General features: G+C 68.0%; 19 protein-coding genes. 16 read left to right on the forward strand and 3 right to left on the reverse strand.

The features are described 5' to 3' along the window. The first annotated feature begins 96 nt into the window (after positions 1 to 96). The 6 genes from H5J26_RS09145 to H5J26_RS09170 all read left to right on the forward strand — a co-directional run bounded on the left by H5J26_RS09145 (position 97) and on the right by H5J26_RS09170 (position 8917). Entirely contained in the window at positions 97 to 2430 is a 2334-nt protein-coding gene (locus tag H5J26_RS09145) for a xanthine dehydrogenase family protein molybdopterin-binding subunit (RefSeq protein ID WP_181765242.1), read from the forward strand. 302 nt (positions 2431 to 2732) lie between these two features. After that, positions 2733 to 3239, forward strand: coding sequence for a hypothetical protein (locus tag H5J26_RS09150; protein ID WP_181765243.1), 507 nt, complete (start codon positions 2733 to 2735; stop codon positions 3237 to 3239). A gap of 51 nt (positions 3240 to 3290) precedes the next feature. Further along, positions 3291 to 4877 carry a WXG100 family type VII secretion target gene (locus H5J26_RS09155; protein WP_181765244.1) on the forward strand — a complete coding sequence of 529 codons (1587 nt, stop codon included), beginning with the start codon at positions 3291 to 3293 and terminating at the stop codon, positions 4875 to 4877. A 29-nt stretch (positions 4878 to 4906) separates the two neighbouring features. Then, positions 4907 to 6208, forward strand: a complete 1302-nt coding sequence (mycP, locus tag H5J26_RS09160; protein WP_181765245.1) for a type VII secretion-associated serine protease mycosin — start codon at positions 4907 to 4909, stop codon at positions 6206 to 6208. Between the two features lie 19 nt (positions 6209 to 6227). Next, positions 6228 to 6668, forward strand: coding sequence for a hypothetical protein (locus H5J26_RS09165; protein WP_181765246.1), 441 nt, complete (start codon positions 6228 to 6230; stop codon positions 6666 to 6668). Then, positions 6665 to 8917 carry a DUF6571 family protein gene (locus tag H5J26_RS09170; RefSeq protein WP_181765247.1) on the forward strand — a complete coding sequence of 751 codons (2253 nt, stop codon included), beginning with the start codon at positions 6665 to 6667 and terminating at the stop codon, positions 8915 to 8917. Before H5J26_RS09165 ends, H5J26_RS09170 begins: the two co-directional genes overlap by 4 nt. A 783-nt stretch (positions 8918 to 9700) precedes the next feature. On the opposite strand, the gene H5J26_RS09175 is transcribed toward H5J26_RS09170, so the two are convergent. Together H5J26_RS09175 and H5J26_RS09180 are read right to left on the reverse strand one after the other, a co-directional pair. Then, complete coding sequence (locus H5J26_RS09175; RefSeq protein WP_181765269.1) at positions 9701 to 10081, reverse strand: NUDIX domain-containing protein; 381 nt, start codon at positions 10079 to 10081, stop codon at positions 9701 to 9703. Between the two features lie 91 nt (positions 10082 to 10172). Beyond that, positions 10173 to 10865 (reverse strand): HAD family hydrolase, encoded by a 693-nt coding sequence (locus H5J26_RS09180; RefSeq protein ID WP_181765248.1) that lies wholly within the window; start codon positions 10863 to 10865, stop codon positions 10173 to 10175. A 368-nt stretch (positions 10866 to 11233) separates the two neighbouring features. On the opposite strand from H5J26_RS09180, the gene H5J26_RS09185 reads away from it, so the two are divergent. From H5J26_RS09185 to H5J26_RS09195, 3 genes are read left to right on the forward strand one after another with little or no spacing between them, the layout of a single operon-like run. After that, complete coding sequence (locus H5J26_RS09185) at positions 11234 to 11674, forward strand: hypothetical protein (RefSeq protein ID WP_181765249.1); 441 nt, start codon at positions 11234 to 11236, stop codon at positions 11672 to 11674. Next, on the forward strand, positions 11671 to 13947 hold the full coding sequence (locus tag H5J26_RS09190) for a DUF6571 family protein (RefSeq protein ID WP_181765250.1): 2277 nt from the start codon (positions 11671 to 11673) through the stop codon (positions 13945 to 13947). The genes H5J26_RS09185 and H5J26_RS09190 overlap by 4 nt, the downstream gene beginning before the upstream one ends. Position 13948: 1 nt before the next feature. Beyond that, complete coding sequence (locus H5J26_RS09195; protein ID WP_181765251.1) at positions 13949 to 14608, forward strand: hypothetical protein; 660 nt, start codon at positions 13949 to 13951, stop codon at positions 14606 to 14608. Positions 14609 to 14690: 82 nt separating this feature from the next. Here H5J26_RS09195 and H5J26_RS09200 read toward each other — a convergent pair whose 3' ends face one another. Continuing rightward, complete coding sequence (locus H5J26_RS09200) at positions 14691 to 15560, reverse strand: alpha/beta fold hydrolase (RefSeq protein ID WP_181765252.1); 870 nt, start codon at positions 15558 to 15560, stop codon at positions 14691 to 14693. A gap of 242 nt (positions 15561 to 15802) precedes the next feature. On the opposite strand from H5J26_RS09200, the gene H5J26_RS09205 reads away from it, so the two are divergent. The 7 genes from H5J26_RS09205 (at position 15803) to gdhA (ending at position 24723) form a co-directional block, all read left to right on the forward strand. Beyond that, on the forward strand, positions 15803 to 17416 hold the full coding sequence (locus tag H5J26_RS09205; protein ID WP_181765253.1) for an MFS transporter: 1614 nt from the start codon (positions 15803 to 15805) through the stop codon (positions 17414 to 17416). 183 nt (positions 17417 to 17599) lie between these two features. Beyond that, positions 17600 to 18253, forward strand: coding sequence for a DUF6226 family protein (locus tag H5J26_RS09210; RefSeq protein ID WP_181765254.1), 654 nt, complete (start codon positions 17600 to 17602; stop codon positions 18251 to 18253). A gap of 65 nt (positions 18254 to 18318) precedes the next feature. Beyond that, positions 18319 to 19224: a LysR family transcriptional regulator gene (locus H5J26_RS09215; protein WP_181765255.1), complete on the forward strand. Its 906-nt coding sequence runs from the start codon at positions 18319 to 18321 to the stop codon at positions 19222 to 19224. Positions 19225 to 19350: 126 nt separating this feature from the next. Beyond that, the gene (locus H5J26_RS09220) at positions 19351 to 19947 is read left to right on the forward strand and encodes a cysteine dioxygenase family protein (protein WP_181765256.1); all 597 of its coding nucleotides are present in this window, start codon (positions 19351 to 19353) and stop codon (positions 19945 to 19947) included. After that, a complete protein-coding gene (locus H5J26_RS09225) occupies positions 19947 to 21128 on the forward strand; it encodes a YeiH family protein (protein ID WP_181765257.1) in 1182 nt (393 codons plus the stop codon). Before H5J26_RS09220 ends, H5J26_RS09225 begins: the two co-directional genes overlap by 1 nt. A 137-nt stretch (positions 21129 to 21265) precedes the next feature. Then, entirely contained in the window at positions 21266 to 23056 is a 1791-nt protein-coding gene (locus tag H5J26_RS09230; RefSeq protein ID WP_181765258.1) for a DEAD/DEAH box helicase, read from the forward strand. Positions 23057 to 23346: 290 nt separating this feature from the next. After that, positions 23347 to 24723: an NADP-specific glutamate dehydrogenase gene (gene gdhA, locus H5J26_RS09235; protein WP_181765259.1), complete on the forward strand. Its 1377-nt coding sequence runs from the start codon at positions 23347 to 23349 to the stop codon at positions 24721 to 24723. Positions 24724 to 24863: the final 140 nt, after the last annotated feature.

The raw sequence follows: 24863 nt of genomic DNA on the forward strand, positions 1-24863 counted from the left end.
CCTTGGCGGGACGGACGGCACGGGCCATGGCAGCACGGGTGGCAGAGGACGCGGACGCCGCGACGGACGCGGCGGACGATGCGGAAAGGCAGCGGCATGACCAGCACGGCCGACGGCCCCGGCGCCGTCACAGCAACTCCCGCCCAAGGCACCGCGCTGTCCTCCGAGCCCGCCGACGGGGACGCCGTCACGCAGGGAATCGGGGCCTCCCTTCCGTCCGCCGACGCCCCCGCCAAGGCGGAGGGCACCTTCCCCTACGCCGCAGACCTGTGGGCCGAGGGCCTGCTGTGGGCGGCCGTCCTGCGTTCCCCGCACCCCCACGCCCGTATCGCCTCGATCGATACCGAGCAGGCGGCCTCGCTCCCCGGCGTGCACGCCGTCGTCACGCACGAGGACGTGCCGGGCGACGCCGGTCACGGACGCAGGGTCGCCGACCAGCCTGCCTTCGCGCGTGACCTCGTGCGCTACTACGGCGAGCCCGTGGCCGCCGTCGCCGCGGACCACCCGGACACGGCCCGGCTGGCCGCCGCCGCCATCGCCGTCGAGTACGAGCCACTCGAAGCGGTGACCGATCCCGAGAAGTCCTTCGAGGCCGAACCCCTGCACCCCGACGGCAACTTGATCCGTCACATCCCCTTGCGCTTCGGCGACCCCGACATCACCGGCGACGTCGTCGTCGAAGGGCTCTACCGCATCGGCCGCCAGGACCCGGCACCCATCGGCGCCGAGGCCGGGCTCGCCGTTCCGCGGCCCGACGGCGGCGTCGAGATCTACACCGCCTCCACCGACCCGCACACCGACCGCGACCTGGCCGCCGCCTGCTTCGGGCTGCCGCCCGAGCAGGTCAAGGTCATCGTGACGGGAGTGCCGGGCGCCATGGGGGACCGCGAGGACACAGGACTGCAGGTCCCGCTGGGCCTGTTGGCGATGAAGACCGGCAGCCCGGTGAAGATCGCGGCGACCCGCGAGGAGTCCTTCCTCGGCCACGCCCACCGTCACCCCACCCTCCTGCGCTACCGCCATCATGCGGACAGCGAGGGGCGGTTGATCAAGGTCGAGGCGCAGATCCTGCTCGACGCGGGCGCGTACGCCGACACCACCGCCGACGCCCTCGCGGCAGCCGTCTCCTTCGCCGCCGGCCCCTACGTCGTGCCGCACGCCTCGATCGACGGCTGGGCCGTGCGTACGAACAACCCGCCGTCCGGGCACGTCCGCGGCGAGGGCGCGATGCAGGTGTGCACCGCCTACGAGGGCCAAATGGACAAGCTGGCCGCCCAGTTGCGCATGGACCCCGCCGAACTGCGGATGCGCAACGCGCTGGCCACCGGCGACCTGCTGCCCACCGGACAGACCGTCACCTGCCCGGCCCCCGTGGCCGAACTGCTCACCGCTGTACGGGAATCGCCTCTGCCGGCGCTGCCCAAGGACAGTCCCGAGCGCGACTGGCTGTTGCCCGGGGGCCCCGAAGGCGCGGGCGAGCCGGGCGCGGTGCGCCGCGGTGTCGGCTACGCGCTCGGCATGGTCCACATGCTCGGCGCGGAGGGCGCCGACGAGGTCTCCACGGCCACGGTGAAGGTCAACGGGCCGGTGGCGACGGTGATGTGCGCCGCGGTCGAGACCGGTCAGGGCTTCACGACGCTCGCCCGCCAGATCGTGCAGGAGACCCTCGGCATCGACGAGGTGTACGTCGCCTCCGTCGACACCGACCAGCCTCCTGCGGGCGCGGGCGCGCACAGCAGGCACACGTGGGTCTCCGGCGGCGCGGTCGAGCGGGCGGCGAAGATGGTCCGCACACAGCTTCTGCAGCCGCTGGCGGCGAAGTTCGGGATGTCGACGGAGCTGCTCACCATCGCCGACGGGAAGATCACCTCCTACGACGGGGTGCTCTCGACGACCGTCGTGGAGGCGCTGGAGGGCAAGGAGTTGTGGGCCACGGCCCAGTGCCGGCCCCACCCCACGGAGCCGCTGGACGAGACGGGGCAGGGCGACGCCTTCGTGGGGCTCGCCTTCGCCGCCGTACGGGCCGTCGTCGACGTCGACATCGAGCTCGGATCGGTGCGGGTCGTCGAGATGGCCATCGCGCAGGACGTCGGGCGGGTGCTGAACCCGCGTCAGCTGCACGCCCGCATCGAGGCAGGCGTCACCCAGGGCGTGGGCGCGGCCCTGACCGAGCACCTTCGCATCGCGCGCGGCGTCGTGCGCCGACCGGATTTCACCGGCTACGCGCTGCCGACGGCGCTGGACACCCCGGACATCCGCATCGTCAAGCTCATCGAAGAGCAGGACGTGGTGGCGCCGTTCGGTGCGAAGGCCGCGTCCGCTGTGCCGGTGGTCACATCGCCGGCGGCGGTGGCGGCGGCCGTACGGGCGGCGACGGGGCGGCCGATCAACCGGCTGCCGATCAGGCCGCAGGCCGCCGTCGGGGCGTAACCCGATCAACTGGACTTGCGCACGCGCTGATTGACGACGCGTTCACCAGTCGTCCTGCTGAACTCCCGTCCCGTAGCGGAATATCCGCGCCCTCGCCTGCCCGCCAACTGTCGGATACTGACAGGATTCACGACCCCCACACACCGGCGACATCGAGGCGAAACCGGCCACCCGACCTGTTGTTTCGGTCCGATAGCGGCTGGCAGGGGCCCATGGCAGGGTGTCGGACCGGGTCACTAGTCTGTGTGGTCTAAATGCGTGTGGTTGTTGGCAGAAATCGCATACGGGGACGGGTGGATCACATGGGCGTGCCGAACGACGAGGCGGGGAGGGCGGCAGCCCTACAGGGCATCTCGCCCGGTACGGCCGGGGCGATTCGGACCGAACTCGAGTCGCTGCGCGAGTTCAAGAGCCGGGTGGACCGGCAGTTGGGCGAGCTTCGGGAGAGCGAGGCCGAGCCCAGCCGAATGGGCGAGGACCGCGTGGACGCCGGCACGCTCGGCTCGAACTTCGCGGAGGCCACCGGCCTTTACCGCGTCTACGACCAGGTCCACGACCAGTTGACGACGCTTTCACGCCTCCTCTCCAGCCAGATCGACGGGCTGAGCATCGCCGTCGACGGGGCCCACAAGGGCTACCAGGGGACGGACGATGAGGTGGCCCGCCGCATGTGGGCGATCCAGGCGGACCTGCAGAAGCACTACGACCCGAAGCGGGACCCGTACGCGGACGACAAGGGTCACGAGGGCGGCAAGGGCGACGGCGGGGGTCAGCAGGAGATGCCCGGCGACGACAAGACGGACCTGTGACCCCGGTGAGAGGTCGACACGGCGAAGGACGAGAGGGGAGCGCGGGGAGCCATGGCTAACTCGGACGACAGTGGTGGCGGTTCGATCTTCAGCCCGGCGCGGATCATCCAGAACCTGTTCGTGGAGACGGACTTCGAGTCCCAGGCCCACACCGACATGGAGGGGATGATCGCGGCCGCCGACCCGGAGAAGACACAGCGCCTGGGCGAGAAGCTCGTCGCCGCGGCGTCGGTGATCGAGGACATCGGGATGGAGCTCAAGGGCCGTAAGGACAAGGTCGACTGGGAGGGGGAGGGCGCCGACTCCTTCCGTACCTGGGTGACTCAGATGTCCAGCGCCACCTTGCGTCTCGCGGAGATGAGCAAGGGCGCAGGCGACTGGATGCAGACGTCCGCTCAGACGCTGCGCGAGGTCAAGAAGGACATGCCGAAGTACTCGGAGTCCTCGAAGGCGACCCTCGACCAATACCTGGGCCACAACCCCGGCGGCCTCCTGACCCTGGGCAGCCGCCAGCCCGACTCGCCGAGCAGTAGCAGCGTGCTGGCCGGCCCGTCGCAGGGCCAGGCGTACGACGCCAGCCAGAAGCTCGCCGACGACCACGGCGAAGCGGTGCGCCAGATGCGGAAGTTGGCGCAGTCTTACTCGATGTCCTCGATGGCGATCGGCGGGACGGAGGCACCGACGTTTCCGCCGATGCCGAAGGACTTGATGCCGCCGAAGCCGCCCCAAAGCGTCCATTCGAGCGAATCCATCGGTGGCTCAGGAGCCGATGCGACTCCGGCAGCATCAGTTGGGGCGGCGTCCTCGACTTCAGGATCGGTGGCAGCCGCCTCGACAGGGCAGGTCGACCGGCAAGTGGGCACCGAGATCGCCGGTGGCGTTGCCATGCCGGAGGCTCCCGCAGCCCCGACAGGTCCGGCCAATCCTGCGCTGAACGGGCCAACAGGTCCGTCCAACCCCGGGCCCGTTCTCGGTGCACCGCCGGTGGCTCCTGTAACCAACCCGGGAATGGGCCGAGTTGCTGGTTCCGGGCCCGGAACGTTCAACGGCAAGGCGATGCCCGGAAACGGGATGGGCCGCATGCCCGGGGTGCCTGGACAGAGCGGCACCGGGAATCCGCGAGCCTTTGGACGCATGCCGGGTGACCACGGAAACGGCATCTACGGAGGACGCCCCGGCACGCCCGCCAACGCTCAGGCGCCCCGTGGCCTCGCCCGTGGCAATGTCATCGGTGCTGAGGCGGCAGCTCACGGTCAGCAGAACAGGGGCCCGATGGCAGGTCGGCCAGGCATGGGCATGGGCCCCGGTGGTGCCAGTCAGCAGGGCATCGTCGGTGGCCGTTCGCTCGCCTCGCGGCCGGGCGGCATAGTCGGCAGCTCACAGTTGCGTCCCGGGATGCCGGCTGGGCAGCCCTTCACACAAGGTGGCGCGGGTCTCGCCCGAGGGGCGTCGAATACGGGTGCCAACGCGGCCTCTGCGCACGGCTCCAACGCCGGTCGTGGCCTCGTCGGTGGAGCACAGGCCGGGCGCCCCGGCGAGACGCGCGAAGACAACGGCCAGCGGCCCGACTACCTCGTCGAAGACGAAGAGACCTGGTCGCAGAAGAACCAGCGGATTGCTCCGCCGGTCATCGAGTGACGGCGACGGAAGAGAGCCAGGGGAACTACATGGCACGCACGGAACTGCGGGCAGTGCAGCTGAAGAAACTTGTGGTCGGAGCCGTCAGCGTTCTGCTCGTTGGGTCCGCCGCAGCCCCTGCGTACGCGGAGAGTGTGCGCTCCCAGCAGTGGCATCTGGACGCCATGCAGGCGGATGAGATGTGGAAGGTGAGCAGGGGCGAGGGGGTCACGGTTGCAGTGATCGACTCCGGAGTCGACAGCTCACTGCCTGACCTGGAGGGGCAAGTCCTTAAGGGGAAGGACTTCGCACCGGACAGGCGAGGCGATGCCCACGTCGATTACGGCAATCACGGTACGAGCATGGCCACTCTCATAGCAGCAACCGGCAAGGCTGGCGCCGAAAAGGGATCGTACGGATTGGCACCGGCATCCAAGATCCTTCCCCTTCGGGTGGATGAGGACAGAAAGGCCGGAAACCAGGCCGAGGTTGAAGCGTCTTTCGGTAAGCGTATCGGTCCGGCTATTCGCTTTGCCGCAGACTCTGAGGCAAAGATCATCAACATCTCCCTTGCCTCAGAGGGAAACCCACCGGAACTCAAGTCGGCTGTCAACTACGCTCTGAAAAAGGGCAAGCTGATCTTCGCCGGCGTGGGCAACGACGGGGAAAAGGGCAACCCCGTGATGTACCCGGCAGCTACACCCGGCGTGATCGGCGTGAGTGCCGTCAATAAGAAGGTCGCAGCGACGGATGAATCCGAGCACGGCCCACAAGTAGATCTTGCGGCTCCCGGCGACGAGATGGTGGCGGCCTGCACTGGAGGCACAAAGCTCTGCAAGAGCCACGGCACCAGCGATGCCACAGCCCTGGCCTCCGCCTCCGCTGCTCTCATCTGGTCGAAGCACCCGAACTGGACGGCGAACCAGGTCACTCGGGTTCTCGTGAACACAGCTGGCAAGCCCGAGAGCGGAAAGAAGCGCTCTGACTTCATCGGCTACGGCGCTGTCCGACCCCGCATTGCCCTCAAGAACCCCGGTGACCCGGGCGACCCGAAGACGAACCCGCTCCCGGGCCCGTACAACGAGGCCGATGCGAAGAAGAAGGCGGACGCTCAGGACAAGGGCGACTTCGTGGCCCCGGCCGACGACGGCACCTCAACCGGCGCGTACATCGGCTACGGCCTGGCCGCCGCCGCGGTTCTCGGCGCAGCCGTGGCCACGCCTCTGATCATCCGTCGCCGACGCGCAGCCGTCCCGACGGTGACGCGCGGCTACCCGCAGCCACCTGCGCAGACGTGGCCCAACACGCCTCCGCCGCCGCAGCACCACCCCAACGACCAACGACAGTACTGACATAGTTCCGGGGGGACACATGTCGTTCGAGCAAGAGTGGGCCCAGCACAAGGCTGCAGCTGCCGAAAGACAGACCACTCATATGCAGCTCAATCAGCTTGCGCCCAGCCCAGGCGGCTTTGAAGGAAATCTCTCAGTCAACCAGAAGGATCTCGCGGCTGTCGGTGACCAGGCCTACAAGCTGTATCAGCGCTTGGACAAGGACGGCGATCACGCTAAGACGTCGAGCGAGAAGGCCTCGAAAGTGCTGAAGTCTCGCTTCGCGGTGGGCGACGCGCTAGGTGATGTGGCCGACAAGTGGAGCAGCCAGGTCAACACGCTGCTCCAGTCGTGCGCACACATTTCCAACCACCTGGACTACACGCAGAAGGCGCACGCCGGCGATGAGGTCTACATCGCAACGACCTTCAGCGTCACCGAACTAAGCGGTGGCTTCGATGAGGGGACGCAGCGAAAGTGAACCTGAGCGACTTGCGTTTCGCGGACTTCTCCTCCCTCGGCGAGGCCGTCACAGACTGGGCCCAGATGGTCAAGAAGCTGAAGCAACTCGCGGATGACGCGAGCGAACAGCTCAAGGGCAAGGCGGATAAGGCAAATTGGGCCGGCGCGAACGCGACCGTAACCCGGGATTTCATCACCAAGACCTCGCGTGAGTTCAAGGACGCGCACAGCGAGGCCGAGTCGATCTACAACATCCTCAACGACACCAAGACCGAACTCGAGGGCTACAAGAAGCAACTCAACGAACGGATCGACCGGGGGATCAAGGAACACAACCTGACTGTCACCGAGACAGGCGACTCGTTCACCGTCACCATGAACGTGCACCCCGACCGTTCCTCCAACCCAGGCTCCCTCCCCGACCACAACCAGACCGATGCCGATGCCCTGCGCGACGACATCGAGAGGATCCTCAAGAACGCCACCACCAGTGACACGACTGCGGCAGACGCGCTGCGCTCCATCGTGAAGTCCACCCCGTACGGCTTCGCGGACGTGTCGTACAAGGACCGCGATTCAGCGGCCACGGCACTGAAGGAGGCCGAGAAGCTGGCGGCACTCGCCAAGAACCCCAAGGACTTGTCGAAGGAGGAGTTCGACGAGCTCAACCGGGGGATGGCGAAATACAAGGGCGACGACCTGTTCGCTGAGCGGTTTGCTACCAAGCTTGGCCCAAAGGGCACGCTTGAGCTCTGGGCAAGTGTCAACGATATTCGCGACTCCAGTGATTTGATGCGTGAGCGCAGGGGTCAGTACGAGGATATGCAAAAGAACCTCAGTCTGACCCTAGCCAACGCCACCCAGTCCGACAGTCCGGCAATGCGGACCTGGGAACGCGACATGGTGAATCTGGGAGATAGTCAAATCCAGACGGGTCGTAGTCAAACCCACGGTTTCACAATCATGAGCAGTCTGATGAGGCACGGGGACTACGACGACAAGTTCCTGAACGACTATGGCAGCAAGCTCATGGCCACCGAGAAGAAGATGACCAACAGCGGCACCGCTGCCGAGTCTGCTTGGAATAACCCATCAGCCCTTCACCTCAATTACACGGGTACAGACACAGGCCGCGACCCAATGACCGGCTACATGGAGGCGCTAGGCAACAGCCCCGAGGCGGCAACGAAATTCTTCAGCGACGATTACGGTGACTTGAAGAGCGACGACCACGAGAAGACTCTGAGCAACTTCGATTACCTCTTCGAAGAACGTGAGTGGCCGAATGACGTCAACTCCAAAATGGAGGACAGCGTTGCAGGTCGCAATTCAATGGGGCATGCACTGGAGGCGGCAACCACCGGGCACCCCGCTGGAGAGAAAGCAACAGCTGACCTACCGCCCCATAATAGGGAGCAGGCGCAACTCTATGAAAACATTGTTGAATCCGTGTCGGAAGACACTAAGCGCCTGACGGATCATGGCTACTTGTCGGATAGTTTCGGACGCATCACGGCTGAATATATGCCAGATGTTAGTCGATCCATGTCAGACGCTACTCTCGGAAACACCGACAAACTGTTTCCGATTGCTGGTGCGGAAGCTAAAATGGATCATCAGGATCTTACTCGGTTCCTGGTTTCAGTTGGACAGAATCCAGAAGGGTACAGTGCAATCTATGCAGGACAGCAGAGCTACACCGCGAACCTGATGGACTATCAGTTGAACCCCGATGTTCCCGAAAGCCAGCGATACCCTGGATCACCAGAAGATGCGATCAGGGAAATCTCGGCAAGGTCAGGGGAAATTGGTGGAACCCTAGCTGTCGGCCGACAAGAGGCGGTCTTGGGGGAGGCGGAGGTCGACGACAAGGCCTTCAAGGATGCACTGTCTCAAGGTAAGAATATTGCTTCAGGCGTCATTGGTACCGGCATCGGGGTGGGTGCGACGTTCATTGCAAGCCCTGTGGGAGGGGCGGTAGCTGGTGGGGCAGCTGGGACGGTGTCAAGTGTGTTGTTGGAAGAGATTTTTGGAGGGGAATCCAGCGCTAAGGGTGATGCGATGATTCCTGCTGGTAGAGAGTACGAAAATAGCTACGACGCGAATATCCTTGCACATCAGCGTGCTGCAGAACTCGCTGCCGGTGCACACGATATTCCGCATAAGGGATCAGCGGCTGACTGGGCGCGTTGGGGCAGCGAGGTGGGGTTCAACTCTGCATCGACGCATGTGCGTCGAATGGCAGGAGATCTGGAGACGGATGTTTAGCTATTTCTCGAACGGTGAGGTGGATGACTCGCGAGTGGGGAAGCGCAGCATTTTCCCGAGTTGCCAATGGGCTGTGCGTGGTGGGGTGGCGGCCCTTTGCGCGGTCGCTGTGCTGACTAGTTGCGGTGGAGGCGAAGAGAGAGGCTATTCTCTGCCGAAATCTCTGTGCGGTGTTCGCGTGGACCCTAAAATAATCGAACCGTTTCTGCCTCCGGGTGAACAAATCGAGGTGCGTCCCGTCTCCATCGCGGATGGGATCGACCGGTGCAAGTTGGCGGTGGATGGCCGGGAAGTGTTTGAGGTAAGTCAACAATGGTGGAGCAAGGGCACGTCACCAGAGAAGGTAGCTGACCTAAATCCCGCGATGAGGTCTGACATTAAGGACGGTCCAGGCGGCGCGTTGTATACAAGTTCTGGTGCTGTGGCTCGTGTGAGTTGTGCGAAACCGCGTAAAGTCAATGACGACTTGTTCGCAGAAGCTCAGGTGCGAGATCATGGAAAGCCAGATGGTGCAGGAATCTTGAAGTTCATTGGCGTCTATCGGAAAGCAGTTTCCAGATTGGCCCAGTGTGCAGGGTAGATAAGACAGTTGCGCATGCGGCGGATCGCCAGATCTATTGATGCAAGGCAGGGGAGAATTCGAGGTCAGAGATTCAAGCCAATATCAGATGAATATGAGCGGGCGTATAGATCACACATGCTGGCCTGGTCATCAGTGATGACTCAGCCTGCTACGCCTGGCGGCACTGGCCTAACGGGACGACACATTCAAGACCGGCGCTTTCAGGACTCTTGGCGGTGCGAGGAGTTGAGGCCGTCGGCGCCGAACAGGGCCACGGTCTCCCCGAGTTGAGAGTGCTGAGGCTTGGGCAGCTCGTCCGGGCTGAACCAGGCGAGGGCGTCGAACTTGTGCGGCTCGGCGATCGTCACGTCGGCCGGGTTCACTTCGACGGCGAAGACCACCGCCACCCAGTGCGAGACGACGGGGTTGCCGCGCAAGATGTTGCGGACGCCGATCGTGTTGATGGTGAGCGGAGTCGCGTTGTACTCCTCCCGGACCTCCCGAGTGACCGCTTCTTCGAACGTCTCGCCGTGTTCCAGGGCGCCGGCTCCGGTGTCCCACGTCCCCGGCTCGTCCCTCGCGTCCGTACTGCGGCGGGCCAGGAGGTGCGTCCTGTCGCGTCATGACAGACGAAGACGCACGAGACCGCAGGTGACGGCTACGGTGGCTGTGGCTGTGGCTGCGGCTGCATCTTCAGAAGTGCTCCGTCAGTTCACCGAACGCGCGCAGGTGCAGGACGCCTTCGTCCGCGAGGTCGAGTTCACCGTGTTCCAGGACCCACGTGTGGGCGTTGGGTATGAAGACGGCGTTCATCCCGGCCTGCCGCGCGGGGCGGATGTCGGACTTCGGTGAGTTGCCGATCATCCAGCTCGTCGCGGGCGTGAGTGCGTGGGTGTCGATGAAGCGGCGGTACGTCTCGTCGTTCTTCTCCCTGACGATGCCGATCGCCCGGAAGTGGTGGGCCAGTTGGGAGGCATCGATCTTCCGCTGCTGCTCCTCCGGGTCGCCCTTGGTGAGCAGGAGCAGCTCATGGCGGTCGCCGAGCGCCGCGAGGGTCTCGGCGACTCCCGGGATCAGCTCGACCTCGTGATCGATGAGCGCTGTGGCCAACTCCCGGATCTCGCCGTGCTCTTGAGCTGTGGCCGGCCTCCTCCGCAGTCGCTCGACGCAGTCGGCGAGGCTGCGCAGCAGCGACTTGGTGCCGTACCCATGGGTGACGGAGTTCGCCGCCTCGATGTCGTTGAGCACCGCACGCAGTTGGAGCTTGTCCAGGGTCGGGTGCTTGAGCCAGTCGAGGAAGTCCTCGATGACGCGCTCGAAGAGAACGTTGTTCTCCCACAGGGTGTCGTCCGCGTCGAAGACCAGTACCTGGCGGTTGTGCCGCACCGTGGAGCCTCCCCGAGCCCGTACTTGCCGTCCCTGCCTGTCGTGAGGGCGGCCTTGGACTGTAGCCACGGAGCCTCGTCGGCTACCAGGGGTTTTCAGCGAGGCCCGGTGGCCGCGAGGCGTGGCGCGGGCGGGCGGTCCATCAGGGCGGGCCGGATGCTGCGCATCGGGCCCGCGTCCCCGAACCGGAGTGGCAGGGGCGGCCGGGATGACAGATGTCATCGCCGTGTCCGCGTACGTACGGCTTCCAACTGTTACGGGTTCTCTGCAGTCCGTCCGGTGAGGTGCCCACCCCAGTCATCCCTTGCTATTTTTCTTCGATCCGGAATCGTTGGCGCTCTTGGCGCGCACGGGGGAGACCGAGCGGGATGTCGTTCAAAGAGGAATGGGCCCAGCACAAGGCTGCGGCCGCAGAAAAGTCCGTGGGCATGCAGCTCAACCGGCTCGACGCGGGCGGCGGGGGTGGCACTCCCTCCGGCGACCTGAAGGTCAACCAGACGGACCTCGCTGCCGTCGGCGACAACGCGTACAAGCTGTACCAGCGGCTGGACAAGGACGGCGATCACGCCAAGGCGGCGAGTGAGAAGGCCGGGGGCGCGCTGAAGGCGGACTTCGCGCTGGGCGGGGCCCTGACCGAGGTCGCGGACAAGTGGAACGGCCAGGTCAACACGCTGCTCCAGTCCTGCGCGCACATCTCCAACCACCTGGACTACACGCAGAAGGCGCATGCCGGCGACGAGATCTACATCGCCACCAGCTTCAGTGTCACCGAGCTCAGTGACGGCTTCGACGAGAGGACACAGCGATGAAGCTCAGCGCGCTGCGCTTCGCCGACTTCTCCTCCCTCGGCGAGGCCGCCACCAACTGGTCCGAGATGGTCACGAAGCTGAAGTCGCTCTCCGACGATGCGAACGATCAGCTCAAGGGCAAGGCGGACAAGGCCAATTGGGCCGGTACGAACGCGACCGTGACCCGGGACTTCATCACGAAGACCTCCTCGGAGTTCAAGGACGCCCACAGCCAGGCCCAGTCCATATACAACATCCTCAACGACGCCAAGACCGAGCTCGAGGGCTACAAGAAGAGCCTCAACGAGCGGATCGACAGGGGGATCCGGGAGCACAACCTGACCGTGACGGACAACGGGGACTCCTTCACCGTCACGATGAACGTGCACCCTGACCGTTCCTCGAACCCCAGCTCTCTCCCCGAGAACAGCCAGGCGGACGTCGACGCCCTGCGCGACGACATCCAGACGATCCTCACCAACGCCACCACCAGCGACACGACCGCCGCGGACGCGTTGAAGGCCATCGTGAACGCCCAGGCGTACGGCTTCGCCAACGTCTCGTACGCGGACCGCGATTCGGCGGCCACCGCGCTGCGCGAGGCCGAGAAGATGGCGGCCCTCGCCAAGGATCCCAAGGACTTGTCGAAGGAAGAGTTCGACGAGCTCAACGCGGGCCTGGCCAAGTACCACAACGACGATCTCTTCTCCGAGCGCTTCGCCACGCAGCTGGGCGCCGAGGGCACGCTCAAGTTCTGGGCCACCATCAACGACCCCCGCGACGGGGGCGAGTTGGGCCAGGACCGGGTGGACAAGTACGGCGAGCTGCAGACCAACCTCAGCCTCACCCTGGCCAACGCCACCCAGTCCGACAGCCCGGCCATGCGTACGTGGGAGCGCGACATGGTGGCCATGGGCGACAAGACGATCGAGACGGGCACCGCCCAGACGCGCGGCTTCCCGATCATGAGCAGCCTCATGCGGAGCGGCGACTTCGACGACAAGTTCCTCACGGACTACGGCAACAAGCTGATGGAGACCGAGAGGAAGATCACCAACAGCACGGACATGGCGGACATCGCCTGGCACGACCCGATGGGGCTGTACCTCAACCGCACCGGCTCGGACACCGGCGCGGACCCCATGACCGGCTACATGAAGGCGCTGGGCAACAGCCCCGACGCGGCCACCGACTTCTTCAACGCCGACTACGGCGACCTGAAGAGCGACGAGGACGAGAAGAACCTCACCAACTTCGACTACCTCTTCGAAGAGCGCGAGTGGGTGCCCGACACCAACTCGGACATGGACGAGAGCGACGAGGGCCGCAACGCCATGGCGCACGCGCTGGAGGCGGCGACCACGGGTCATCCGGCGGGTGAGAGCCCGAAGTTGGAGAACCTGGAGCACAACCAGGGTCAGGCGGACCTGTATTCGCGACTGGTCGGGTCGGTCTCCGAGGACCGGGACCGGCTCCTGGACCACCGGAGCATGGCAGACAGTTTCGGCAGGATGTCCGCGGAGTACATGCCCGACATCCACCGTGCTCTGGACCCCACGCAGCAGAACGAGGCCGGTCTGTACCCGATCTCCGGCGCCACCGCGGAGATGACGCAGGGCGACGTGACCCGCTTCCTGCACACCGTGGGCCGCAGCCCCGAGGGGTACGCCGCCATCAACATCGGCGAGCACAACTACACGGCCGCCCTCATGCAGCACCACTTCCAGAACCCCGACTCGTACATCAACGACCCGAACTTCTCCCAGGCCGACAACCTGGACGCGACCATCGGGAAGGTCTCGGAGCGGGCCGGAGAGATCCAGGGCATCATCGGCGCCGGCCGTGCCTTCGAGGCCGAGGCGGACGGCGGTGCGAAGGACGCCGAGTTCAACGGGGCGCTGGACAGCGCCAAGAACTGGGGCAGCGGACTCGTCGGCGTGGGTGTCGGTGTCGCCACGGCCCCCTTCACAGGGCCCGGCGGAATCGTCGCCGGCGGTATCGCGACCACCGGTGCGGACGCCATTCTCGACGCCATCTTCGGAGGCATGGAGAAGGACAGCGCGGGCGAGATCATCTACCGCAACGGCGAGGAGTGGGGCAAGACCGAGGATTCGACGTACACGCTGGTGGAGAGGTCCGCGCAGAACGCCAGTGAGGCGAGCGGCAACCCGTCCCCGCACATCGTCTCCACCGCCTCGGGGAGCGCGGAGAGCGGCTTCAACAACGCCGCCACCGATGTCAGCAAGTACGTCGACGGCGAAGGCATTCCAGGCGAGTTGGACACGGAGGACTGACGTGGCGGGCAAGCCGCTCAAGACCGGCATGGTGGGCGGTGTGCTCGCTCTGGTCGTGGCGCTGCTCTACAGCGGCATCGGGTACTTCACCGGTGCCGTGCCGTTTCCCGTCCAGAAGCGCGGGGAGATCACCGCGGACGAGGCGTGCCGGTCGTTCGGTGACGGGAAGCGGGCGGCAGCTCAGCTGGAGAAGGTCCTGCCCTCGCGCGGGGAGTACGGGGCGCGGGGCAGCACCCCGCCCCGCGCGAGCGACCAGGACAGCTGGGAGGCCAGCTGCTTCATCTCCGGTGACGGCGACCGACTGCTGTACGCGAGCAGCGAGTTGGCCGCGTACGGGTCGGCCGAGAGCTGGCTGGAGGCCCCGTCGCGCGACCACGTCGGTGAGGGCGGGAAGAGCCACACCTTCCAGGCGGGCGAGGCGGCAGTGGTGACGGAGCGCACCGCCGAGGTGCTGGTCCCGTGCGTGCCGGAAGGCGAGATGCCGGGCGGCGCGTACCAGCTCGGCGTCGTGGTGCACGCGCAGAAGCCGCTGGAGGGGAGCGCGGAGGAGAACCGCCGCGCGCTGGCGACGCTCGCGCTGGAGACCGCGCGGTACACGCACGGCGAGGCGGAGTGCACCCAGCCCTCCAAGGTCCCCGCGAAGGTCACCGGGCTGAGCTGAGCGCGGGTGCGTCACCCGGCTTGTGCACCGAAGCTGAAGTACGTGCCGGGGCACGCGAGTTCGCATCCCCCGGCCGCCTGCCTCAGTCGTGCAGGAAGTCCCGCAGCAGGCGGGTCAGCGAGCCGGGGGCGTCGATCCACGGGTAGTGGCCCACGCCCTTGAGCGTGTGCAGGCGTGCGTTCGGGAACGACTCGGCGACCGCCTCACCCGCGCGCATGCCCGTCACCGCGTCCAGGTCGCCCGTGACGACGAGCACCGGGGCCTCGACGTTGCGCAGCGCCTCGAGGATGGACAGGCGGGCCGGTTCGTCGATGCCCTGCCAGAAGCCCGCGCGGGGCACGGGGTTGAGCTGGTCGCGCTCGATGGCGGCGTGGGCGCGTTGAGGGGTGTCCCAGCGTCCGTACGCCATGGGAGCGGCGCGCAGCAGCAGTTCACGGATCTCGGTGAAGTCGGTTGCCTCTTCGAGGAGTTGGACGGCTTCGTACGCGTCCTCCCACCATTCCCCTTCCTCCGCCCGTGCCTCGAAGATCTCGCGTGCGTCGTCGGGGAGTTCGCCCTGGAGCCGCGAGCCCGGGTTCAGCAGAACGAGATGGCTGAGGCGGCCGGGGTGGGCGGCGGCGTAGGTCTGCGCGGTGGCCGCCGCCGCGTCGTGGGCGAGGAGCGCGAAGTTGTCGAGGTCCAGGTGGGTGCGGAGCGCTTCGACGTCCTCCGCGAGGGAGGGGAAGGCGTACTCGCCCGGGTCGGATGCGGCAGGGGACTCACCGGTGCCGCGGGAGTCGGGGAGGATCAGGCGCCGGTACGCGCTGAGCCCTCCGAGATCGCCGAGGTACGCGGCGTCGCGGGCCGGGCCCCCGGCGAGGCAGACCAGGGGTGGCCGGTCCCAGCCCGTGGATTCGTCGCCGAGGACGCGGTAGCTGAGCTCGGCCCCGTCGAAGGAGGAGAAGTGCCGCATACCCATCAGCGTGCCCGAAGAACGGGCGAACCATCGGCACCGTCCCGTCCGACATCAGTGGCAGCTGTCCGGCGGGGGTCCGGCACGTCGAGCTGAGTAGGCGCAGTGCGGGCTCCGAGGGCGGCCCGACGGGAGGATCACGGTTCGTCCGGGCGCGCCGCGCGGCCCTAGGGCGAAAGAACGACCCCGATCAGCAACTCCCGACAGGTGCCGATGTCAGCGGTGACCCATACCGTGCCCGTATGAGTGCGTACGCGGACGGGGCGGGAGAGCTTGGAGAGTCCGGGGAGGAGGCCGGAGGCCGCCCCGGCGTGACGAGCGGCGCCGTCGGCGTGGACGGCGTCGGAGAGCTGTCCGTCGGAAGCGTGACGTATCCCGCCGCGGACGCTGCGCCCTCGCCCCCCGCCCCTCCCGGCCCGCCTGAGCCGCGGTCCGGAGGACGGTCACGCCCGGAGACCGTCCTCAGCCGCGGCTATCGCGCGCTGACGCTGGGCATCGTCTCGGTGATCTTCCTCATCGCCTTCGAGGCGATGGCCGTGGGCACCGCGATGCCCGTCGCGGCCGACGAGCTCAACGGCGTGTCCGCCTACGCCTTCGCCTTCTCCGCCCTCTTCACCACCGCCCTCCTCGGCATGGTCGTCTCCGGCCAGTGGTGCGACCGGCGTGGGCCCTTGGCCCCGGTCGCCACCGGGATAGGGGCGTTCGCGGCGGGTCTCGTCCTGTCCGGCACGGCCGTCACCATGTGGATCTTCGTGCTGGGGCGCGCGCTTCAGGGCGTCGGCGGCGGGCTGGTCATCGTGGCGCTGTACGTCACCGTCAGCCGCGCCTATCCCGAGCGGCTGCGTCCTCCCGTCATGGCGTCGTTCGCCGCGGCGTGGGTGGTGCCCGCGGTGGTGGGGCCGCTGATCGCCGGTTCGGTCACCCAGCACCTGGGCTGGCGCTGGGTGTTCCTCGGCATTCCGGTGCTGGTGGCGGTGCCGCTGGCCGTGATGATGCCGGCGCTGCGCCGCTCAGCGTCCGGTCCGCCGCCCGGCGTGGGAGCTGCCGGGCCAGTGGACCGGCAGCGACTGAGGTTCGCGGGGGCACTGGCAGTCGGAGCGGGGCTGTTGCAGTACGCGGGGCAGGAGTTGAGCCCCTTGGCCCTCGTGCCGGCGACAGCCGGCGCAGCCCTGCTCGTACCGGCCGCGCTGCGGCTCCTGCCACCCGGGACGTATCGCGCCGCGCGTGGACTGCCCGCCGTCGTGCTGCTGCGCGGGATGGCCGCGGGCGGGTTCGTGGTGGCGGAGAGCTTCGTGCCGCTGATGCTGGTCAGCCAGCGCGGACTGTCGGTCACCATGGCCGGGTTGGCGCTGGCGGCGGGCGGCGCGACGTGGGCGCTCGGCTCGTTCACGCAGTCGCGCGCAGAGTTGGGCCCGTACAGGGAGCGGCTGGCGCAGGGCGGAATGGTGCTCGTGACGTGCGGCGTCGCGTACTCGCCCGTGGTGCTGATGCACGCGGTGCCGGTGTGGACCCTGGCCGTTGCGATGTCCGTCGCGTGCTACGGGATGGGGCTGGTCATCGGATCGACGAGCGTGCTGCTGCTCCAGCTCTCCGCGCCGGAGGAGACCGGCAAGAACTCGGCCGCGCTGCAGATGTCCGACAGCCTCTCCAACGTCGTGCTGCTCGCGGCCACGGGCGCGGCGTTCGCGTGGTGCGGGGGCGGTTCGGTGAGCGTCGGCGCGCACGGGCCGTCGTCCGGAAGCGGAGGCGGTGCGGCGGGCGGTCAGCCACTCGCCTTCGTGGCGGTGTACGCGGTCTCGGCGGTGGTGTGTGCGGGAGCGGTGGCCGTGGCGGGGCGGATGCGTGTGAAGGGCTGACCGTGCGCGGACGGACGCGAACATGGGCCGCGGGGCGCGGGATGCGGGCAGGAACGCACGGTGCGGACGCGCGCAAGGGCTGACACCGTGCGCGTCGAAGCCAACGCGCCCCCAAGGGCTGTGTGGTGGGGGGCGCCGGAAAATCGCGTGATCCCCTGGCGGGCCCCGTCGTAGGTTCGTCCGATGGAAACCCAGAGACTCCTCGACGCCGTCGCGGAGGCGTTCGCCGCGACCGGCGCCGGGACGGCGTCGTGGCCGCACCCGCATCCGGGCGGCGAGGGCCCGCTCGACGAGGAGTACGAGCGGTGCCTCGACCCCGGCAAGTACCGCATCCTCGGGGCCCGCGCGGAGGCCTGGGTGCAGGCCCTCACCGGCCTCGGCCTCGCCGACGTCGAAGAGGTCGCTGACCCCTCGCGGACGTGGCGGGACGACGAGACGGGGATGGAACTCGAGCGGGCCGTTCGACTGCGGCCCCACGAGGCCGCCGCGAGCCCGCTGCTTCTGGGCTTCGCCTCACTGGACGGCATCCCCGACGCGGTGATCCGCATCGGCGCGGGAGATCCCGCGGTGGCCGTGGGGCAGGGGCCCGCCTGTGGTTGCGACGCCTGCGACGACGGCTCGGAAAGCCTCCTGAAGGAGTTCGACGAGGACGTGCTGGCCGTCGTGACCGGCGATTTCCTGCATGTGAGCAGCCCCAACGGCACCATCTCAGCGAGCGGTTCGGGCTGGTCCGCGACCGGTGACTTCGCAGGCCGGGGAGACATCGACGCGTTGCTGAGCGAGGCGCGCGAGGGGCGTTCCCGGCATCGCGTGGTGCTGGGCGGACCGTGGTGGTGACGGCTGATCCCTAAGCGCGGATGCGGGGATGTTGCCGTGGCCCAAAACCTGCTTATGGTTCTTGCATGTTCGACTCGCGGCACATACGGACGTTCCACGAAGTGGTGCGCGCCGGCTCGTACTCGGCTGCCGCGCGGACGCTCGGCTACACCCAGCCGGCGATCACCCAGCAGATGAAGGCCCTGGAGCGGTCGGTCGGGACGCCCCTGTTCATACGGGTGGGGCGGCAGATGCGGCTCACCGAGGCGGGCGAGGCGCTGGAGCGGCATGCCGGGGAGATCCTGGGGAGCATCGCGGTCGCGCAGCAGCAGATGACGGCGATCACGCGGCTGCGCTCGGGACGCGTGAGGATGTGCGCCTTCCCGAGTGCCGCGGCCACTCTCGTACCGGAGGCGCTCGCAAGGCTGGCCGCCGAACACCCCGGTGTCCGCGTGGAGTTGCAGGAGGGCGAGCCGCCGGATTCGCTGGGCCGCGTGGCGGAGGGCGAGTGCGACATCACCCTCGCCTTCACCTATCCCGGCCTCCACGAGCAGGTGCCGGAAGGTCTGGTCGAAATCCCGTTGATGGAGGACCAGCTGACCGTGCTGCTGCCGACCGGGCATCCGATGGCCCGGCGGCGGGCCGTCAAGCTCGTGGAGCTGGCGGAGGAGCGCTGGATCGCGGGATGTCTGCGCTGCCGGGCCAACTTCCTCCACGAGTGCGCCGAGTTGGGCTTCGCGCCCGATGTCGCCTTCACCACGGACGACACCTTGGTGGTGCAGAGCCTCGTCGCCGAAGGGCTGGGCATCGCGATGATGCCCGGGCTGGTGCTCGACTTCCTCGTGCACCGGAAGGTCACCGGACGGGCCCTCGATCCTGCCTCCCGCCGGCAGGTCTCCGCGTACGTGCTGCGTGAGCACCTGGAGATCCCCGCGACCGCTCTGGTGCTGGAGGAGCTGAAGGCGGTCTCGGGCAACCGCGTGGGTTGCTAGACGCGGCCCGGTGAGCGCTCCTCCCGTCCGCCGCCGTTCCCCAACCCCGTATCCATAAGCAGTTGTTGGACAGCGCCCAAGGAACCGTCGTTGGACGTGATGGATCACTGCCGTCACGCTGCGAGCATGGCCACTTCGACGACGCATCAGACCGCGAGCGCCCGCACGGGCCGCCGGACGACCGCGCGGCTCGACGCCTTCGTCGAGGAGGTGCGCGAAGTCGTCGGCCGGGGGATGGCGCCGGACGTCACGGCCTACCTCGTCGGCGAGAAGCTGGCCCCGCATCTGGGTGTCGACGGGAGCGACGGCCTGCTCACACCGGAGCAGCACGAGGGCGACCCCGAGCGCTACCGCCAGCACCTTCTGCACGCCGAGACCGACGGAAGCTTCTCGATCGTCGGCCTGGTCTGGCTGCCCGGTCAGTGCACGTCCGTGCACGACCATGTCTCCTGGTGCGTCACGGGAGTTCACCAGGGTGAGGAGCACGAGCGGCGCTATCGGCTGCTCCCCGCGGACGCTCCCGGAGGAAGCGCGCGGCTCGTCGCGACCGAGGACGTGATCAACCCCGTCGGGGCCGTCTGCGGCTTCGCCCCGCCCGGCGACATACACAAGGTGTGGAACGGCTGCCGGGAGAAGGCCATTTCGATCCACGTCTACGGCGCGGACATCTCCCGCCTGGGCAGCAGCGTGCGCCGCGTGTACGAGCTGCCGGCGGACCGCTGATGGCGCTGCTGGGGGAGCGGCCGGCGTCGGACGACAACTCGGTGCGGGCAGGCACGCTTCCAGCCGTTTCCGCCCCCGTCGCGCCTCCCGCCTCCGCCGTACCTCCCGCCGCGCCCCCTGTCGCAAAAGCCGCGGAGCCCCGTCCCGTACGCCCGCCCGGCAAGCTCCTCGGTCTGGCGCTGGCCTCATTGGGCGTCGTCGCCGCCTCCGGTGTGCACCTGCTCGTCCCGGCCGTGCCGATGCTGACCGCCGCCGTGGTGCTCGGCATCGTCGCGGCGCATCTGCCCGGTGCGCGCACGCTCGTACGGGGACCCGCCCGGCCCGGCCTGACGCTGGCCGGCAAGAGGCTGATGCGGCTCGGAGTGGTGCTTCTCGGGCTGAAGTTGAGCGTGGGCGACATCCTCGGGCTCGGCTGGGCGACCGTCGGGATGGTGATCGTCGTCGTCGCGGCGACCTTCGCCGGGACGCAGTGGCTCGGCATGAAACTCGGCCTCCCCGGGGACCAGCCGCTTCTCATCGCGACCGGCTACTCGATCTGCGGCGCGTCGGCGATCTGCGCGGTCAGCGAGGTGCGGGAGAGCGAGGAGCGGGACGTCGCCACGTCCGTCGCCCTGGTCACCCTGTGCGGCACGCTGGCCATCGCCGTACTGCCGCTGCTGCACCATCCGCTCGGCCTGGACGACGGGCAGTTCGGCCGCTGGATCGGAGCGGGCGTGCACGACGTCGGGCAGGTGGTGGCCGCCGCCCAGACGGCCGGCCCGCACGCGCTCGGCCAGGCCGTGCTGGTGAAGCTGATGCGTGTGGCGCTGCTGGCTCCGCTGGTGGCGGCGGTGGTGCTGTCCGTACGGATGCGCCGTGACGCGGCGGCGAAGACCGGCTCCGGCCCGGAAGGGCACGGCTCCGGAGCCGGCGCGGTTCGACGTCCGCCGCTCGTCCCCCTGTTCGTCGTCGGCTTCCTCGTCATGGTCGCCGCGCGGACGACGGGTTGGCTGCCCGTGAGCGTGCTCGACGTGGCGCAGACCGCGCAGGAACTGCTCCTCGCCGCCGCCCTGTTCGGGCTCGGCAGCGCGGTGCACCTGCCCACGCTGGCGCGTACGGGAGGACGGGTCGCCGCGCTCGGACTCTGCTCGTGGGTGGTCATCGCGGGCGTCTCGTACGGGGGCGTGCTGCTGACGGCGTGAGCGCCGCCCGGCCGCTGGTGCGCCCGGGAGAAACCGGGCTCCCCCGGAGACTGTCACACGGGCTCGGTAGGCTGACTCGGTTCCGTACGACAAGCGGCCACGCCCAGTTCGCCCGCGCACCGACACCACCGGAGACCGTGACTACCAGCACTTCCTCCACCAGCCACCACCTCTCGCCCGCCTTCCCCGGCCGCGCCCCGTGGGGTACGGCCAGCAAGCTGCGCGCCTGGCAGCAGGGTGCGATGGACGCGTATCTCGAGCAGCAGCCACGCGACTTCCTCGCCGTCGCGACTCCCGGCGCCGGGAAGACGACCTTCGCGCTCACCCTCGCCTCGTGGCTGCTGCACCACCACGTCGTGCAGCAGGTGACCGTCGTGGCACCCACGGAGCACCTGAAGAAGCAGTGGGCCGAGGCGGCCGCGCGTATAGGCATCAAGCTGGACCCGGACTACAGCGCGGGCCCGCTCAGCAAGGAGTACCACGGCGTCGCGGTGACGTACGCGGGCGTCGGCGTACGGCCCATGCTCCACCGCAACCGTGTCGAGCAGCGCAAGACGCTCGTCATCCTCGACGAGATCCATCACGCGGGCGACAGCCGCTCCTGGGGGGAGGCGTGCCAGGAGGCGTTCGAACCGGCCGCGCGCCGGCTCGCGCTCACCGGCACCCCCTTCCGCTCCGACACCAACCCGATCCCGTTCGTCGACTACGCGGAGGACGCCCACGGAGTGCGCCGCTCCGTCGCCGACTACACCTACGGCTACGGCAACGCGCTGGGCGACGGCGTCGTGCGGCCCGTCATCTTCCTCTCCTACAGCGGCAACATGCGCTGGCGCACCAAGGCGGGCGACGAGATCGCCGCCCGGCTCGGCGAACCGATGACGAAGGACGCGGTCTCCCAGGCATGGCGCACCGCACTCGACCCGCACGGCGAGTGGATGCCCGCCGTCCTCGGCGCGGCGGACCGGCGGCTGACCGAGGTGCGCAAGTCCATCCCGGACGCGGGCGGCCTGGTCATCGCCAGCGACCAGGACTCGGCGCGCGCCTACGCGAAACTCCTGCGTGAGATCACGGGAGTCTCCGCCTCCCTCGTCCTCTCCGACGACGGCGGCGCCTCACAGCGCATCGACGACTTCCGCGCCTCGCAGGACCGTTGGATGGTCGCGGTGCGCATGGTCTCGGAGGGCGTGGACGTGCCCCGGCTCGCGGTCGGCGTCTACGCGACCACGATCTCCACGCCGCTCTTCTTCGCGCAGGCCGTGGGCCGGTTCGTGCGGTCGAGGCGGCGCGGTGAGACGGCGTCCGTCTTCCTGCCGACCATCCCGATGCTGATGAGCTTCGCGAACGAGATGGAGGTCGAGCGCGACCACGTGCTCGACAAGCCGAAGAAGGACAACGAGGACCCGTACGCGGAGGAGGCGGACCTCCTCGCGGAGGCCGAGCGCGAGCAGGACGAGGACACGGGCGAAGGGGACGAACTCCCCTTCGAGGCGCTGGAGTCGGACGCCGTCTTCGACCGGGTGATGTACGACGGCGCCGAGTTCGGCATGCAGGCGCACCCCGGGAGCGAGGAGGAGCAGGACTACCTCGGTATCCCCGGACTGCTGGAACCGGAGCAGGTGCAGACACTGCTCCAGAAACGTCAGGCGCGGCAGATCTCGCACAGCAAGAAGCGGCCCGACGCCGACGCGGACCTCCTCGAACTCCCCGCGGACCGGCGGCCGGTGGTCACCCACAAGGAACTGTTGGAACTGCGCAAGCAGTTGAACAACCTGGTGGGTGCGTACGTGCATCAGAGCGGCAAGCCGCACGGCGTGATCCACAACGAGCTGCGCCGGGTGTGCGGAGGGCCGCCGAGCGCGGAGGCCACGGCGGGCCAGCTGGAGCAGCGCATCGCGAAGGTGCGGGAGTGGGCCACGCGGATGCGGTGACTCCCGGCGGGCGGGATGTCGTTGGCGCGGGTCCTTTCGGGTGCGTGCCGCTCCGCGCACGCATGTCCGGACACGCATGCCCACGCGTCCCGCCCCCTTCCGTCCGGTGGGCGGCCTCCCGCTGTCGGTACCTGACGTTCCTCGGGGGTCGTGCGGGGCTTCGTACAGGTTCTCCGACGCCGGGTGACACAGGTTTCGCCGCGCGGCGAGAGTGGGCGTGAGGAGTGGTCTCCGTCACGTAGCATCCGCGCATTCACGCTCACTCAGAAGTGCCAGAAGGAGACCGCCAGATGCTCTCAACGGATCGCCGCGCCCCGCAGAACGGCGTCCAGCACAGCGGGTTGGAGCCCCTCTACCGCGAGGTCCTGCGACGCAACGCCGGCGACACCGAGTTCCACCAGGCGGTCCGCGAGGTGCTGGACACGCTCGGCCCCGTCTTCGAGCGCAGGCCCGAGCTGCGCGAGGCACGCATCATCGAGCGGCTGTGCGAGCCGGAGCGCCAGCTCATCTTCCGGGTGCCGTGGGTCGACGACGCGGGCCGGGTGCACATCAACAGGGGCTTCCGCGTGGAGTTCAACAGCGCGCTCGGCCCGTACAAGGGCGGTCTGCGCTTCCACCCGTCGGTCAACATCGGCATCGTGAAGTTCCTGGGCTTCGAGCAGATCTTCAAGAACGCGCTGACCGGCCTGAACATCGGCGGTGGCAAGGGCGGCAGCGACTTCGACCCCAAGAACCGTTCGGACACGGAGGTCATGCGCTTCTGCCAGTCGTTCATGACCGAGCTGTACCGGCACCTCGGTGAGCACACCGACGTCCCGGCAGGGGACATCGGCGTCGGCGCGCGGGAGATCGGCTATCTGTTCGGCCAGTACAAGCGGATCACCAACCGTTACGAGTGGGGCGTGCTGACCGGCAAGGGCGTGGGCTGGGGCGGTGCGCAGGGGCGTACGGAGGCCACCGGCTACGGGTGCGTGCTCTTCACCGAGGAGATGCTGCGGGCCCGCGGCGAGGGGCTGGACGGGCAGCGCGTCGCGATCTCCGGTTCGGGCAACGTCGCGATCTACGCGGCCGAGAAGGCACAGCAGTTGGGCGCCACCGTGGTCACCTGTTCCGACTCCAGCGGCTACGTGGTCGACGAGAAGGGTCTCGACGTCGAACTGCTCAAGCAGGTCAAGGAAGTCGAGCGGGCGAGGATCTTCGAGTACGCCGAGCGCCGTGAGAGCGCACGGTTCGTCGCCGACGGCAGCGTGTGGGCGGTCGCCTGCGATGTGGCGCTGCCCTGTGCGACGCAGAACGAGCTCACCGAGGAGGACGCCGTCTCTCTCGTACGCAACGGGGTCAAGGCGGTGGCGGAGGGCGCGAACATGCCGACCACTCCCGAGGGCGTACAGGTCTTCCGGGACGGCGGTGTCGCGTTCGGGCCGGGCAAGGCCGCCAACGCGGGCGGTGTGGCGACCAGCGCGCTGGAGATGCAGCAGAACGCCTCGCGCGACTCCTGGAGCTTCTCGCACACCGAGAAGCGGCTGGCGGAGATCATGCGGCGCATCCACGACTCCTGCCACGAGACGGCGGAGCGTTACGGGCAGCCCGGCGACTACGTGACGGGCGCGAACATCGCCGGGTTCGAGCTTGTCGCGGAGGCGATGCTGGCGCAGGGCGTCATCTGAGGCGCGGCCCTCGGGGCGGGCTCGTGCAGGGATTCACGGGCCCGCAACGGGGCGGTGGGGGACACGGTGTTTTCTGGTCGATCTTCGCCTCTCCGCGATCAGATGTGACCGGATTCTGGACAGACTCTTCCGGTCAGCGG

Origin of the sequence: Streptomyces albidus (ex Kaewkla and Franco 2022) (assembly GCF_013870515.1) — a bacterium.
GTDB classification, from domain to species: Bacteria; Actinomycetota; Actinomycetes; order Streptomycetales; family Streptomycetaceae; genus Streptomyces; species Streptomyces albidus.

Excerpts from the sequence above, each read along its gene's own strand:
- H5J26_RS09145 (WP_181765242.1), top strand. The coding sequence starts at position 97 with ATGACCAGCACGGCCGACGGCCCCGGCGCCGTCACAGCAACTCCCGCC.
- H5J26_RS09150 (WP_181765243.1), top strand. The coding sequence starts at position 2,733 with ATGGGCGTGCCGAACGACGAGGCGGGGAGGGCGGCAGCCCTACAGGGC.
- H5J26_RS09155 (WP_181765244.1), top strand. The coding sequence starts at position 3,291 with ATGGCTAACTCGGACGACAGTGGTGGCGGTTCGATCTTCAGCCCGGCG.
- mycP (WP_181765245.1), top strand. The coding sequence starts at position 4,907 with ATGGCACGCACGGAACTGCGGGCAGTGCAGCTGAAGAAACTTGTGGTC.
- H5J26_RS09165 (WP_181765246.1), top strand. The coding sequence starts at position 6,228 with ATGTCGTTCGAGCAAGAGTGGGCCCAGCACAAGGCTGCAGCTGCCGAA.
- H5J26_RS09185 (WP_181765249.1), top strand. The coding sequence starts at position 11,234 with ATGTCGTTCAAAGAGGAATGGGCCCAGCACAAGGCTGCGGCCGCAGAA.
- H5J26_RS09190 (WP_181765250.1), top strand. The coding sequence starts at position 11,671 with ATGAAGCTCAGCGCGCTGCGCTTCGCCGACTTCTCCTCCCTCGGCGAG.
- H5J26_RS09200 (WP_181765252.1), bottom strand. The coding sequence starts at position 15,560 with ATGCGGCACTTCTCCTCCTTCGACGGGGCCGAGCTCAGCTACCGCGTC.
- H5J26_RS09205 (WP_181765253.1), top strand. The coding sequence starts at position 15,803 with ATGAGTGCGTACGCGGACGGGGCGGGAGAGCTTGGAGAGTCCGGGGAG.
- H5J26_RS09210 (WP_181765254.1), top strand. The coding sequence starts at position 17,600 with ATGGAAACCCAGAGACTCCTCGACGCCGTCGCGGAGGCGTTCGCCGCG.
- H5J26_RS09215 (WP_181765255.1), top strand. The coding sequence starts at position 18,319 with ATGTTCGACTCGCGGCACATACGGACGTTCCACGAAGTGGTGCGCGCC.
- H5J26_RS09220 (WP_181765256.1), top strand. The coding sequence starts at position 19,351 with ATGGCCACTTCGACGACGCATCAGACCGCGAGCGCCCGCACGGGCCGC.
- H5J26_RS09225 (WP_181765257.1), top strand. The coding sequence starts at position 19,947 with ATGGCGCTGCTGGGGGAGCGGCCGGCGTCGGACGACAACTCGGTGCGG.
- gdhA (WP_181765259.1), top strand. The coding sequence starts at position 23,347 with ATGCTCTCAACGGATCGCCGCGCCCCGCAGAACGGCGTCCAGCACAGC.